The 12,411-nt window shown below is 71.3% G+C and carries 13 protein-coding genes and 1 pseudogene; 6 read left to right on the top strand and 8 right to left on the bottom strand.

Going from position 1 to position 12,411, the window contains the following annotated elements; genetic code table 11:
• Positions 1-113 precede the first annotated feature (113 nt).
• The 4 genes from mscL to ACH34Q_RS15435 form a co-directional block, all read right to left on the bottom strand.
• Positions 114-518: a large conductance mechanosensitive channel protein MscL gene (gene mscL, locus ACH34Q_RS15420; RefSeq protein WP_395983599.1), complete on the bottom strand. Its 405-nt coding sequence runs from the start codon at positions 516-518 to the stop codon at positions 114-116.
• 45 nt (positions 519-563) lie between these two features.
• The gene (locus tag ACH34Q_RS15425) at positions 564-1,115 is read right to left on the bottom strand and encodes an SAF domain-containing protein (protein ID WP_395983600.1); all 552 of its coding nucleotides are present in this window, start codon (positions 1,113-1,115) and stop codon (positions 564-566) included.
• Between the two features lie 167 nt (positions 1,116-1,282).
• On the bottom strand, positions 1,283-2,110 hold the full coding sequence (locus ACH34Q_RS15430) for an S-methyl-5'-thioadenosine phosphorylase (RefSeq protein ID WP_395983601.1): 828 nt from the start codon (positions 2,108-2,110) through the stop codon (positions 1,283-1,285).
• 232 nt (positions 2,111-2,342) lie between these two features.
• Positions 2,343-4,478 (bottom strand): MMPL family transporter, encoded by a 2,136-nt coding sequence (locus tag ACH34Q_RS15435; protein ID WP_395983602.1) that lies wholly within the window; start codon positions 4,476-4,478, stop codon positions 2,343-2,345.
• Positions 4,479-4,805: 327 nt separating this feature from the next.
• Between ACH34Q_RS15435 and ACH34Q_RS15440 the strand changes: the two genes are divergently transcribed.
• Together ACH34Q_RS15440 and ACH34Q_RS15445 are read left to right on the top strand one after the other, a co-directional pair.
• Complete coding sequence (locus ACH34Q_RS15440; protein ID WP_395983603.1) at positions 4,806-5,420, top strand: nitrate reductase molybdenum cofactor assembly chaperone; 615 nt, start codon at positions 4,806-4,808, stop codon at positions 5,418-5,420.
• Positions 5,417-5,725 (top strand): hypothetical protein, encoded by a 309-nt coding sequence (locus ACH34Q_RS15445; protein WP_395983716.1) that lies wholly within the window; start codon positions 5,417-5,419, stop codon positions 5,723-5,725. Before ACH34Q_RS15440 ends, ACH34Q_RS15445 begins: the two co-directional genes overlap by 4 nt.
• Positions 5,726-5,739: 14 nt before the next feature.
• On the opposite strand, the pseudogene ACH34Q_RS15450 reads toward ACH34Q_RS15445, so the two are convergent.
• The 4 genes and pseudogenes from ACH34Q_RS15450 to ACH34Q_RS15465 form a co-directional block, all read right to left on the bottom strand.
• A pseudogene (locus ACH34Q_RS15450) lies at positions 5,740-5,880 on the bottom strand (FmdB family zinc ribbon protein); the annotation flags it as partial.
• A 157-nt stretch (positions 5,881-6,037) separates the two neighbouring features.
• A complete protein-coding gene (locus tag ACH34Q_RS15455) occupies positions 6,038-7,522 on the bottom strand; it encodes a potassium/proton antiporter (protein WP_395983604.1) in 1,485 nt (494 codons plus the stop codon).
• Positions 7,523-7,626: 104 nt separating this feature from the next.
• Positions 7,627-8,634, bottom strand: a complete 1,008-nt coding sequence (locus ACH34Q_RS15460) for an NAD(P)-dependent oxidoreductase (RefSeq protein ID WP_395983605.1) — start codon at positions 8,632-8,634, stop codon at positions 7,627-7,629.
• 23 nt (positions 8,635-8,657) lie between these two features.
• On the bottom strand, positions 8,658-9,239 hold the full coding sequence (locus ACH34Q_RS15465) for a 5-formyltetrahydrofolate cyclo-ligase (RefSeq protein ID WP_395983606.1): 582 nt from the start codon (positions 9,237-9,239) through the stop codon (positions 8,658-8,660).
• Positions 9,240-9,272: 33 nt separating this feature from the next.
• Between ACH34Q_RS15465 and galU the strand changes: the two genes are divergently transcribed.
• Genes galU through ACH34Q_RS15485 form a run of 4 tightly spaced genes read left to right on the top strand, consistent with a single transcriptional unit; the run spans position 9,273 to position 12,400 of the window.
• Complete coding sequence (galU, locus tag ACH34Q_RS15470) at positions 9,273-10,208, top strand: UTP--glucose-1-phosphate uridylyltransferase GalU (RefSeq protein ID WP_395983607.1); 936 nt, start codon at positions 9,273-9,275, stop codon at positions 10,206-10,208.
• Positions 10,205-11,413: a gephyrin-like molybdotransferase Glp gene (glp, locus tag ACH34Q_RS15475; protein WP_395983608.1), complete on the top strand. Its 1,209-nt coding sequence runs from the start codon at positions 10,205-10,207 to the stop codon at positions 11,411-11,413. Before galU ends, glp begins: the two co-directional genes overlap by 4 nt.
• A 2-nt stretch (positions 11,414-11,415) precedes the next feature.
• Positions 11,416-11,892, top strand: a complete 477-nt coding sequence (moaC, locus tag ACH34Q_RS15480; RefSeq protein WP_395983710.1) for a cyclic pyranopterin monophosphate synthase MoaC — start codon at positions 11,416-11,418, stop codon at positions 11,890-11,892.
• A 34-nt stretch (positions 11,893-11,926) separates the two neighbouring features.
• Positions 11,927-12,400, top strand: a complete 474-nt coding sequence (locus ACH34Q_RS15485) for a molybdenum cofactor biosynthesis protein B (RefSeq protein ID WP_395983711.1) — start codon at positions 11,927-11,929, stop codon at positions 12,398-12,400.
• Positions 12,401-12,411: the final 11 nt, after the last annotated feature.

Raw genomic sequence — 12,411 nt, forward strand, 5'->3', positions numbered from 1 at the left:
GCCGGAGGCGAGCGTCATCGGGCAGATCGCGGAGCGATGTCGCGCTCGCACAAGAACCGGTCACGGTGCGAGCCGCCAGGCGAGCACCGTGGGCCGGGACTTTGAGACACAGGCTAGTGCGCGCCGATGGTCAGCTCCGAGGTACAGAACCGGCAGCGGCTCGCCTTGATCGGGATGTCGCTGAGGCAGTGCGGGCAGGGCTTCTCGGTGGCCTCTTCGGCCTTGACCAGCCGTTCCAGCAGCTTGGACATCGGCAGCACGACCATGAAGTAGATGACGGTCGCGACGATCAGGAACGAGATCAGCGCCGTGACGAAGAGCCCGTACGGGAAGACGGTGCCGCCGAGCGTGAAGGACAGGCGGTCGAAGTCCGGCTCGCCGCCGATCAGGGCGATCAGCGGGCCGATGAAGGACTTCACGAACGACGTGACCAGGCCGCTGAAGGCCGCGCCGACGACGACCGCGACGGCCAGCTCCACCAGGTTGCCGCGGAAAAGGAACTTCTTGAAGCCGCTCATGGATCCTTCTGTGACTTATGGTGATGGACGGGTCGCGCAAAGACACTACCAACTCCTCGTCATGCTCACGGCCAGGTGGGAGCCTGCGCCCGCGAGCGCGGCCGCCTGCGGGCGGGTGGTGGCGAGCACGATGAGGGCGCCCTGGCCGGGGCTCCGGCGGGGGATCGCCACGATCGGGACCGCGGCGGCCACGAGAGTGCCGGCGGGCGGCCGTACCGCCAGCACGTCGACGCGGTCGCCGATGTGGAGCAGTTTCACCGTGGCGGCGTCGGCGATGCGGACGGGTGCGGCGACGGTGTCCCTGCCGTAGCCCTCCAGGAGGTCGTCGGACGTGATCCGGGCGTCGGTGAGGGGTTCGCCACGTCTCATCGGCCCGTTGAGCGGACGGTCGGGTCGGGCGCGCAGGGCCCCGGCGGGGATGGCGGAGGACGGCAGCGTCGTGCTGCGCACGTCTCCTGGACGGAGCGTGGCCCCGGCCGGGAGATCGCGGGCTGCGACCAGGACCTCGGTGCCGGGAGTCTGAACGGCCAGCAGCGCGCAGCCCGTGCCGGTGGCCGCGGTCAGAGCTGCGAGGGGTCTGCGGAATCTGACTTTCAACGCGATCTCCTCACGGGCAGGGGAAACGCATGTCCGGGCGGGGCAGGGCCTCACAGGCAGGCTGTGCGACCACGGCTGTACGGGCAGGGTCGTACGGGCACCGCTGTACGGGCAGGGCTGTGACGCGGGCCCGCGTGGAACGCGGGTGCCGCTCGGTGTACGGGGCGCTAGGGAAGTTCGATAGGGGGCTTCATGCCGTCCAGGGAACGGGAGCAGGGGCAGGTGCGGTCGGCGGGAAGGGATGTGATCACGTCGGCGACCAGGGTGCGGAGGCGTTCGATGTTCTCGCCGAAGACGCGGAAGACCTCGTCCATCGTGACGCCCTCGCCCTGCTCGATGCCGGCGTCGAGATCGGTGACCAGGCACAGCGGGGTGTAGCAGAGGGCGAGCTCGCGGGCCAGGACGGCCTCGGGGTGGCCGGTCATGCCGACCAGCGTCCAGCCCTGCGCCGCGTACCACCGCGACTCGGCGCGGGTGGAGAAGCGCGGGCCCTCGATGACGACGAGGGTGCCGCCGTCGACCGGGGACCAGCCCGCCTCGCGGGCGGCGGACACGGCGATCTCCCGCCCGGCGGGGCAGTAGGGGTCGGCGAACGAGAGGTGGATCGCGGCACCCTCGTCGTAGTAGGTCTGCGCGCGGCCGGAGGTGCGGTCGACGAGCTGGTCGGGGATCGCGAGCGTGCCCGGGCCGTACCGGGTGGTCAGGGAGCCGACGGCGCTGGGGGCCAGCACCTGGCGGACGCCGAGCGAGCGCAGCGCCCAGAGGTTGGCCCGGTACGGGATCTTGTGCGGCGGGTGGCGGTGGTCGCGCCCGTGCCGGGGGACGAAGGCGACCCGCCGCCCGGCCAGCATGCCGATCGCGATCCGGTCGCTGGGCGGGCCGTACGGGGTGTCGATCTGCACCTCCTCGACGGAGTCGAGGAACGAGTAGAAGCCGGAGCCGCCGATCACCCCGAGATCGGCGGCGGACTGGGACGCGGAAGGCGGTCGAGACATGGCGCCGACACTAACGAGGCCTCGCGAGGCGGCGGGAGGGGGCGCACAGATTGTGGATAACCCGGGTGGATAACTCGGGTGGACGAGCGCGCGGGTGGACGAGCGCGGGGCAGCCCAGCGAAGTGACTTCAGGCCCCGCCGTCCTGGGGGCACCAGGACGGCGGGGCCTGAAGGGTCGGCGGGCCGGCTCACCAAGGACCTCAGGTCACGAGGAGGTCAGGTCACGAAGAGGTCAGCTGACCAGGACCTTCGGGCGTTCGGCCGGGACCGGCGGCTGGTCGGCCTTGGCCAGGCCGCTCGGGGCCCAGATGCGGCGGCCGATGTCGAACGACAGGGCCGGCAGCAGCAGCGACCGGACGATGATCGTGTCCAGCAGCACTCCGAAGGCGACGACGAAGCCCATTTCGGCCATGCTCACCAGCGGCAGCGTGGCGAGCGCGGCGAAGGTGGCGGCCAGCACCAGACCGGCCGAGGTGATCACGCCGCCGGTGACGGTCAGCCCGCGGACCACGCCGCGGCGGGTGCCGAGGGCCTGCGATTCCTCCCGGACGCGGTGCATCAGGAAGATGTTGTAGTCGACGCCGAGGGCGACCAGGAAGATGAACGCCAGCAGCGGGAAGCCCGCGTCGGTGCCCTCGAAGCCGAACACGTGCTTGAAGATCAGCGCGCAGGCGCCCAGCGAGGCCAGGAACGACAGCACGACCGAGCCCATCATCAGCAGCGGTGCCACCAGCGCCCGCAGCAGGGCCACCAGGATGAGGAAGACCACGATCAGCACGATCGGGATGATGACCCAGTTGTCGCGCTCGGAGGCACGGGTGATGTCGAGGGTGGTGGCGGTGGTGCCGCCGACCTTGGCCTCGGCGCCGGGTACGGCGTGCACGGCCGTGCGCAGCCGGTCGATGGTGCCCTGCGCGGCCTTGCTGTCGGCCGGATCGCGCAGCGTCGCCTCGAACTGGACGAGGCCGGCGGCGGTGACCGGTTCGCTCACCTTGGCGATGCCGTCGGTGCCGCTGACGGCGGCGGCGACCGGGCCGGCGGCCGGGGCCTGGGCGATGATGACGGCGGGCGCGCCGGAACCGGCCGGGAAGTGCCGGCCGAGGATCTCGGCTCCTGCGATGGAATCGGGCTTGTCGACGAACTGGCCGGCGTCCGACAACCCGTTGGCGTTCAGCGAGCCGAGCCCCAGGGTCATCACGACCAGGCCGATGGAGGTGGCCGCCCAGATGAGCCGCGGGCGGGCGCTGACCAGCCGCGCGACCCGGCTCCAGATGCCGTGCTCGGCCTCGTACGCCTCGGGCTCGAGGTACTTGGCGTCGTGCCGGGGGACCAGCGGCCAGAAGATCCAGCGGCCGAAGATGACCAGCAGCGCGGGCAGCAGGGTGGTCATGGCGGCCAGCGCGGTGATGACGCCGGCGGCGGCGACCGGGCCCATCCCGGCGGTGGAGTTCATGTCGGCGAACAGCAGGCACAGCAGGCCGACGGCGACGGTGGCGGCGGAGGCGATGATCGCGGGACCGGCGCGGTGCAGCGCGTACGCCATCGCCTCGTGCCGGTCGTGGTGGCGGTGCAGTTCCTCGCGATAGCGGGCGACGAGCAGGAGGGCGTAGTCGGTGGCCACGCCGAACACCAGGACCGTCAGGATGCCCGCGCTCTGCCCGTTGACGGTCAGGTCGGCGTTCTTGGCCAGCAGGTAGACCACGGACTGGGCGAGGCCGAGGGCGAACACCGCGCTCAGCACCGGGACGAACCACAGCAGCGGGCTGCGATAGATGAACAGGAGCAGGATGATCACGACGCTGCCGGCGGCCGCCAGCAGGAAGCCGTCGATGGTCTCGAAGACCTTGAACATGTCGGCGCCGCCACCCGCGGGCCCGGTGACATGCGCGGTCAGTCCGGGCGGGCCGCGCTCGACCAGGGCGCGGGCGTCGTCGACGGCCTTGACGAGGTCGGCGTCGGTCAGCGGTACGAGCGTCTGCAGCGCCTTGCCGTCCGTGGACGGGAACGGGCCCTGCGGCCGCTGCGCGCCGGGCAGCTGGGCCAGCTCGGCGACGTCGGCCTTGGCCTTGGCCTGGTCGGCCGGGGTGATGCCGCCGGAACGCTCGTAGACGACCATCGCGAGCATGGTCTCGTCCTGGCGGAACCGTTCCTGCAACTCGACGACCTGGGTGGACTCGGCCCCGCTGGGCAGCCACGCGGCGGCGTCGTTCTCCTCGACGTCGCCGAGCTTGCCGGCCAGGGGACCGAGGGTGGCCAGCAGGATCACCCAGAAGGCCAGTACGGCCCATTTGGTGCGGCGGCCGGAGACCATGGCGGCGAGGCGGTAAGCCCGTGTTCGCGGCGGCGGGGCCGGACTTGGTGTGCTCATGTGGTCTGCTCCCAGCGGATCATTTCGAGATATGTCGCAACAAGGAGGCTTCAGAGTCTCTCGCTCATCGAGAGTTGTCAAGTACTATCGCGTTTCCCGGGAAGGTGCCGGAATTCTGCCCGCTCTGTTCGCCCTGTTCTCCTCGTGCGGTCTCATCGTCGCCGGGGGAAGGGGTCCGGCGCGTCCGGCGGAAGGTGTGAGCGGTACTACGCCTCCCGGCTCATGGGGCACGGCCCGGCTACTGCCAGAGAAGTAGGGAACGGCGATCGGCGCGCGGCCGTCCAACCCTGCGATCACTGACCGACCGCTCGGGGTAACGGGGGACCGGTGGACTTCGTGGTATGGCGGGCGGCGTCGCTGCTGCTCGTGTTTCCCGACCAGCGCTTTTACGACCGGCGGCCGATGCTGCGGGCCGCCGTCGCCGACCTGCCCGACGGGGTGGCGCGGCGCTGCCTGGACGCCTTTCTCGACCATGTCGACCGGACGCCGCCGATCCGCATGCTCGCCCACTACCTGGAGATATGTCGCGAGGGCCGGCTCCTCCTCACACAGGATGACGACGACGCGCGACGTCGTTCCGTGCGGGCGCGCCTCGCCGGGCTCTACCGGGACGCGGACTGGGATTTCGAGGACGGGCCCGAGGATTCGCTGCCGAGCATGCTGGAGTACGCGGCGCTCTGCGCGGACGACTGGCTGCTCCGGGAGCACCGGGCCGCACTCGAACGGCTGCACCGGACCCTGGAGGCGGACGGGACGCCCTATGCCGTCCCAGTGGAGGCCGTACGCGCCACGCTGGCACCGCACCTAGCGCCCCCGGCGCCACCACTGCCGGCCCCGCAAGGACCGGCATCGCCCGTACCGCAGCCGGAGCCTGTACGGCGCTCCGCGCGAACCCTCACGGCACACCGGCATGACGAAGGCCGGAGGATCATCAACGTGTGATCCTCCGGCCCCGACGGTGCTGGTGGTACGGGCCGTGCTGGTGGAACGGGGGTCAGGCGACCTTCTCGGAGGACGAGCTCGACGAGGAGGACGAGGAGCCCGACGACTCCGACTTGGAGGCCGAGCCAGAGGAACCCGAGCCAGAGGAACCCGAACCCGAGTCCGAACCCGAGTCCGAAGACGAGGAAGAAGACGACGAGGAGTCGGAGCCGCCGGAGTCACCCGAGCCGCCCGATTCGCTCGACGACGCCGAGGTCGAAGATCCGTTGGTCGACTTGCCCGAGCCGCGGCTGTCCGTCCGGTAGAAGCCGGAACCCTTGAAGATGATCCCGGCGGCGGAGAAGACCTTGCGGAGGCGGCCGGTGCACGCCGGGCATTCGGTCAGCGTCTCGTCGCTGAACTTCTGCACGACTTCCAAGGGCTGCTCGCACTCGGTGCAAACGTACTGATACGTCGGCACGGTTCCTCCTCGCTGACTCCGCCAGGCCGATCCCGGCTGGTCGGGTTGTTCCGGCTGGCAGTCCTACCGAACGACTGCTAAATGGTACCCGGATCTAGGAACAGGTTGCGTCGCGGGGATGTTCCCACGGCGTTCGGACGACGGTCCCACGGTGTGATCACGTACCGGTCTCGCCGAACCACCCGGCGAGCTTGCCGCGCCGGCTGACCGCCCGCAGCCGCCGCTCGGCCGCGCTCCGCGCCTTGTCGGTGGTGACCACCAGCAGGGTGTCGCCGCCGCGCAGCGGGGTCGTGGTCTCCGGTACGAAACTGGAGCCGTCCCGGACGACGAGGGTGATCGAGGCGCCCTGCGGCAGCCGCAGCTCGAAGATCTCCACGCCGTTCAGCTGGGAGTCCGGCGGGACGCGGATCTCCAGCAGGTCGGCGTGCAGCTCCTCCAGTGGCGCGGCCTCCACGTTCAGCTCGCGGGCCTCCTCGTCGGACTTCAGCCGGCACCAGCGGGCGACCAGCGGCAGCGTGGGGCCCTGCAGCGCGGTGAACAGCACGACGATGTTGAAGACGATCGAGAACAGCTCTTCGGAGCCGGGCACCTGCGCCACCATCGGAATGGTGGCCAGGACGATCGGCACGGCTCCGCGCAGCCCCGCCCACGAGGCGAACAGCTTCTCGCCCAGCGTCAGCCGGAAGCCGATCGTGGCCAGCAGCACCGACGCCGGCCGGGCCACCAGCAGCAGGACGAACCCGATGACCAGGGCGGGCAGGATGTGGTTCGGCAGCTCACTCGGGGAGGCCAGCAGCCCCAGCATCACGAACACGCCGATCTGGGCCAGCCAGGCGATGCCCTCGGCGAAGCCGCGGGTGGCGGGACGGTGCGGCAGCCGGGAGTTGCCGAGGACGAGCGCGCTCACGTACACCGCGAGGAAGCCGCTGGAGTGCGCCATCGCCGCCGCGCCGTACGAGCCGACCGCCAGCGACAGCACCGCGATGGGGTAGAGGCCGGAGGCGGGCAGCGCCATCCGGCGCAGCGCGGCCGCGCCGAGCCAGCCGATCAGGATCCCGATCAGGCCGCCCGCGACCAGCTCGTACACCATCACGGCGGCCAGCTCGCCCAGGTTCGGCATCCCCGCGTGCGCGCTGAGCGTGATCACCACGATCACGACGGGCGCGTCGTTGAAGCCGGACTCGGCCTCCAGCAGCCCGCTCAGCCGGGACGGCAGCGGCAGCCGGCGCAGCACGGAGAAGACCGCGGCCGCGTCGGTCGGTGCCAGCACGGCGGCCAGCAGGAACGCCAGCCGCCAGTCCATGCCGAGCAGCCAGCCGGCGGCCCCGGCGACGATCCCGATGCTGATCAGCGTGCCGAGGGTGGACACGGCGAGCGCGGCGGGCACCGAGGGGCGGACGTGCCGCCAGTTGGTGGTGATCCCGCCTTCGGCGAGGATCAGGACGAGCGCGGCCAGCCCGAGCGTCTCGGCGAGCTGGGCGTTGTCGAAGTTGAGATGGAACGGGCCGCCCTCGCCGATGAAGAGCCCGATGCCCATGTACGCCAGCAGGGTCGGAAGGCCCGCGCGATGCGAGATGCGCACGGCGACGATCGCGCAGAGTACAAGAGTCGCCCCGCCGAGTAGCCAGATGTCGAGATGCACATCCCACCCTTCGGGCCGCGGAAAACTGATCGTTTAGGGATCCTACAGATACGTGCGGGCTTCACATAATTTTGGTTGAGTGTCCGCGGCCCGCCGGGACCGGCTCAGTGCCGCCTGACCTGCGGGTCCAGACCGTTCACCACGTTCGTCACAGCGCGCCCCTGCACGGCCGCACCGATGTTGTCCCGGACCGTCGAGATGATGTTGAGCTGTGCCTGCCCGGTGGCCCCGGCCGCATGCGGCGACAGCAGCACGTTCTCGTGCGAGCGCAGCGGATGGTCGGCGGCCGGCGGCTCCTCCTCGAAGACGTCCAGCGCCGCGCCCGCCAGCCGGCCCGACTCCAGCGCCTGCAGGACGGCGGCGTCCGACACGATCCCGCCGCGCGCCACGTTCACCAGCAGCGCGTTCGGCGGCAGCAGGTCCAGCCGCCCGCCGTCCAGCAGCCCGGCGGTCTCGGCCGTCAGCGGGACGGCGAGCACGAGGATGTCGGACGTGCCGAGCAGGTCGTCCAGTTCCCGGTACGTCGCGGACGCCTCGGGACGGCGGCGCCGCGACCAGTACGACACCGGGCTGCCCAGCGCCTCGAACAGCCGGGCCGCCTCCGCGCCGATCGCGCCGTACCCGATGATGCCGACGCGCTGGGTGTGGATCTCACGGGTGCCACGGGCGATCAGTTCGTGCTGCGGCCACTTGCCCGCCCGCACGCCCCGGTCGCCCCAGACCAGATGGCGGCAGAGCGCGAAGGCGGCGCCGACCGCCCACTCCGCGACCGCGCGGGCGTTGGCGCCCGCCGTGTTGGCCACCGGAACGCCCGCCGCCGTCAGGGCGTCGACATCGAGGCTGTCGAACCCGACGCCCGGCATCTGGACGAACGCCAGGTTGGGTGCCGCCGCCACGGCCTCGGCGTCCAGCGCCAGCAGCGCGGTGAAGTCGCCGATGACCAGTTCGGCGTCCCCGAGCGCGGCGTGCAGCCCGTCCCGGTCACGGGTGGCCGGGAAGTCCAGCGCGACGGCGTCGCCCAGCGGCGCGAACAGCCCGCTCACCATGTCCTTGCCGAGAGGGGAAAGGGTCAGGATCCGCCACGGCGCCCGCATCGGGAAATCTGCCGCCATCGAGATACCTCCTGAAGATCGGCCTAGGGAAGCCGCACGAAGCCGCCTGACGGGGTCACGGCGGCCCGAACGTGCTGGTCGTGCGGCTCGAAAGGTAGCTCGTCGATCAGTTCGTCGTCATATATCAGACCAACGGTGAGAATCGCCGGACCGACTCTGGCCAGCGCCCGGTCGTACGATCCGCCACCGCGCCCGAGCCGTACACCCCTGCGGTCCACGGCCAGTGCCGGTGCGATCACCACGTCCGCGCTCGCGATCGCTCCGGTGCCCCGCGCGGGCTCGGTCGGCTCCAGCAGGCCGCGCGGCCCCGGGGCGAGCGAGTCGGGTCCCTCGTACGACGCCCAGTCGAGGTCGCCGTCCGGCAGCAGGCGCGGGAGCAGCACGTACGTGCCCCGCTTCCACATCGCGAACAGCAGTCCCCGGGTGTCGGGCTCGGCCCCGATCGCCACGTACGCCGCGACCGTCCCGGCCATCTCCAGCTCCGGTACGCCGAGCAGCGCGTCGCGGATCGCCCGCGCCGCCGCCGATCGATCCTGCGGTGCCATCGCCGACCGCCTGGCCAGCAGTTCCGCACGGTGGCCGGTCTTAGAGCCGATGTCCTGCACGCTGTGGACCTCCCGGATGGCTAGGGTCTCTACATGACCGACTTTGAACCTGTCCTCAAGGCGGTCGTCCCGGCGGCCGGCCTCGGTACCCGATTCTTGCCCGCCACCAAGGCGACTCCCAAGGAAATGCTCCCGATCGTCGACAAACCGGCGATCCAGTACGTCGTCGAAGAGGCCGTCGCCGCCGGCCTCACCGATGTGCTGATGATCACCGGCCGGAGCAAGCGATCCATCGAGGACCACTTCGACCGGGCCTACGAGCTGGAGGAGGCGCTGCGAGCCAAGGATGACGAGAAGCGCCTGGCCGCCGTCCGGGAGTCCAGCGACCTCGCCATCATGCACTACGTCCGGCAGGGCGAGCCGCGCGGTCTCGGTCATGCCGTGCACTGCGCCCGCCAGCATGTGGGCAACGAGCCGTTCGCGGTGCTGCTCGGCGACGACATGATCGACGCCAGGGACGCGCTGCTCACCCGCATGATCGACGTACGGCAGCGGCTGGGCGGCAGCGTGGTGGCGCTGATGGAGGTCCCGCCCGACCAGGTCTCGGCGTACGGCTGCGCCGCGATCGAGGCCACCGGCGAGGACGACATCGTGCGGATCACCGACCTGGTGGAGAAGCCGCCGGCCGGCGAGGCGCCGAGCAACTGGATCATCATCGGCCGGTACGTGTGCGACCCCGCGGTGTTCGACGTGCTGGAGAAGACGCCGCCGGGACGCGGCGGCGAGATCCAGTTGACCGACGCGCTGCGCACCCTGGCCGACATGCCGCGCGAGGACGGCGGCACGGTGTACGGGGTGAAGTTCCGCGGCCGCCGCTACGACACCGGCAACAAGATGGAGTACCTGCGTACCGTCGTGCAGTTCGCCTCCGAGCGTCCCGACCTGGCCGAGGAGTTCATGGCCTGGCTGCGGGAGTTCGTCCGCAAGCATGACGAGCAGGCCCACGAGGGCGAGCCCGCCGGATCATGAAGTCGGTCGACGAGCATCTCGCGGGCATCCTGGCCGCCGTACCGCTGCTGCCACCGCTGGAGCAGGCGCTGCTGGAGGCGGCGGGCGGGGTCCTGGCCGAACGGGTCGAGGCCCCGGTCCCGCTGCCGCCGTTCGACAACTCCGCCATGGACGGGTACGCGGTCGTCGCGGCGGACGTCGCGGCCGCCACCGAGGACAAGCCGGTCACGTTGCCCGTCATCGGCGACATCGCCGCGGGCGACTCCGGGATGTCGGCGCTCCGTCCCGGCCTGACCGCCCGCATCATGACGGGCGCGGCCATGCCGGCCGGAGCCGACGCGGTCATCCCGGTGGAGTGGACCGACGGCGGCACCGCCACGGTACGGATCACGCGTTCCGCCCCTCCCGGCCACTACATCAGGCGGGCCGGGGAGGACGTACGCGCCGGACAGGTCGTGGTGGCCGAGGGCACCAGGCTGGGAGCACCCCAGCTCGGCATGCTCGCCGCTGTGGGCCGTTCCCACGTTCTCGTACGGCCGCGCCCGCGCGTCGTCGTGCTGTCCACCGGCAGCGAGTTGCGTGCCCCCGGGACACAGCTCGCTCCCGGCCAGATCTGGGACTCCAACAGCTTCATGCTGACCACCGCCGTCATGGAGGCGGGCGCCAAGGGCTACCGGCAGGCGACCGTCGGCGACGAGGCGGAGGAGGTCCGCACGACGCTGATGGACCAGCTCGTCCGGGCCGACGCGATCATCACCTCGGGCGGCGTCTCGATGGGCGCCCGCGACGTGATCAAGGAGATCTTCGAGCGGGACGGGGAGATCGAGTTCGGCAAGGTCGCGATGCGGCCGGGCAAGCCGCAGGGCTTCGGGCTGCTGGAGGGCGTCCCGGTCTTCACGCTGCCCGGCAACCCGGTCAGCGCCTACGTCTCGTTCCAGGTGTTCGTCCGGCCCGCGCTGCGCGCCATGCAGGGGCTCCCGCCCGACCACCTGCCCACGCTGAGCGCCGTGCTCACCGAGGACGTCACGTCCCCGGACGGGCTCCGGCACTTCCTGCGCGGACGGCTGACGTCCGATCGCGGCGAGCACTCGGTCGCCCCGGCCGAAGGCCAGGGATCGCACCAGCTGCAGTCGCTGTCGTCGGCCGACTCGCTCATCGTCCTGCCGGAGGACGCGACGCGGGTCCCGGCCGGTTCCAGAGTCGACGTGATGAGGTTGCCATCGTGAGCATGGGCTCGGAGTTCACCCATCTGGACTCGTCGGGCGCCGCCCGGATGGTGGACGTCTCCGCCAAGAACGTCTCCGCCCGTACGGCCAGGGCCAGCGGCTTCGTCCGGCTGTCGGCCCGTACGGTCGAGATCATCCGGTCCGGCGAGGTCCCCAAGGGCGACGCGATCGCGGTGGCCAGGATCGCCGGGATCATGGCGGCCAAGCGCACCCCCGACCTGGTCCCGCTGTGCCACCCGATCGCCGTGCACGGCGTCGAGGTGGATCTGCAGATCGAGGACGGCGGGGTCGCCATCACCGCGCAGGTCCGTACCGCCGACCGTACGGGCGTGGAGATGGAGGCGCTCACCTCGGTGATGGTCACGGCACTGGCGCTGATCGACATGGTCAAGTCCGCCGATCCCGCCGCCGTGGTGACCGACGTCCGGGTCGAGGAGAAGACCGGCGGCAAGACGGGAACGTGGACCCGTGGGTCATAGCGAGGAGCCCGAGGTGCGCAGGCTGATCCGGGCGATGGCGGTCACGATCTCCAACCGCGCGGCGGCCGGGGTCTACGCCGACACGTCGGGGCCGGTGCTGGTGGAGATGCTGGAGGACCTCGGCTGCCAGGTGGACGGCCCGGTCGTCGTCCCGGACGGCGAGCCGGTCGCCGGGGTCCTGCGCGACGCGGTCGAGCAGGGGTACGACGTCGTGGTGACCTCCGGCGGGACCGGCCTGACCCCGACCGACGAGACGCCCGAGATGACCCGCCGGGTGATCGAACGGGAGGTCCCCGGCATCGCGGACGCGATCCGGCTGGAGGGCCGCGACAAGGTACCGGCGGCGATCCTGTCGCGCGGGCTCGCCGGGGTCGCGGGCCGCACGCTCATCGTCAACCTGCCCGGCTCGAAGGGCGGCGTCCGGGACGGGATGACCGTGCTGGGCCGGGTGCTCGCGCACGCCGTCGACCAGATCGGCGGCGGCGACCACCCCCGTACCGAGGACTAGAGCCGGCCGGG

It is taken from the genome of Actinomadura sp. 9N407 (assembly GCF_044326315.1).
Taxonomy (GTDB): Bacteria; Actinomycetota; Actinomycetes; order Streptosporangiales; family Streptosporangiaceae; genus Spirillospora.

What these genes read in the sequence shown, in the direction of transcription:
- mscL (WP_395983599.1), bottom strand. Translation starts at nt 518, where the DNA reads ATGAGCGGCTTCAAGAAGTTCCTTTTCCGCGGCAACCTGGTGGAGCTG.
- ACH34Q_RS15430 (WP_395983601.1), bottom strand. Translation starts at nt 2,110, where the DNA reads ATGTCTCGACCGCCTTCCGCGTCCCAGTCCGCCGCCGATCTCGGGGTG.
- ACH34Q_RS15435 (WP_395983602.1), bottom strand. Translation starts at nt 4,478, where the DNA reads ATGAGCACACCAAGTCCGGCCCCGCCGCCGCGAACACGGGCTTACCGC.
- ACH34Q_RS15460 (WP_395983605.1), bottom strand. Translation starts at nt 8,634, where the DNA reads ATGGCGGCAGATTTCCCGATGCGGGCGCCGTGGCGGATCCTGACCCTT.
- galU (WP_395983607.1), top strand. Translation starts at nt 9,273, where the DNA reads ATGACCGACTTTGAACCTGTCCTCAAGGCGGTCGTCCCGGCGGCCGGC.
- glp (WP_395983608.1), top strand. Translation starts at nt 10,205, where the DNA reads ATGAAGTCGGTCGACGAGCATCTCGCGGGCATCCTGGCCGCCGTACCG.
- moaC (WP_395983710.1), top strand. Translation starts at nt 11,416, where the DNA reads ATGGGCTCGGAGTTCACCCATCTGGACTCGTCGGGCGCCGCCCGGATG.
- ACH34Q_RS15485 (WP_395983711.1), top strand. Translation starts at nt 11,927, where the DNA reads ATGGCGGTCACGATCTCCAACCGCGCGGCGGCCGGGGTCTACGCCGAC.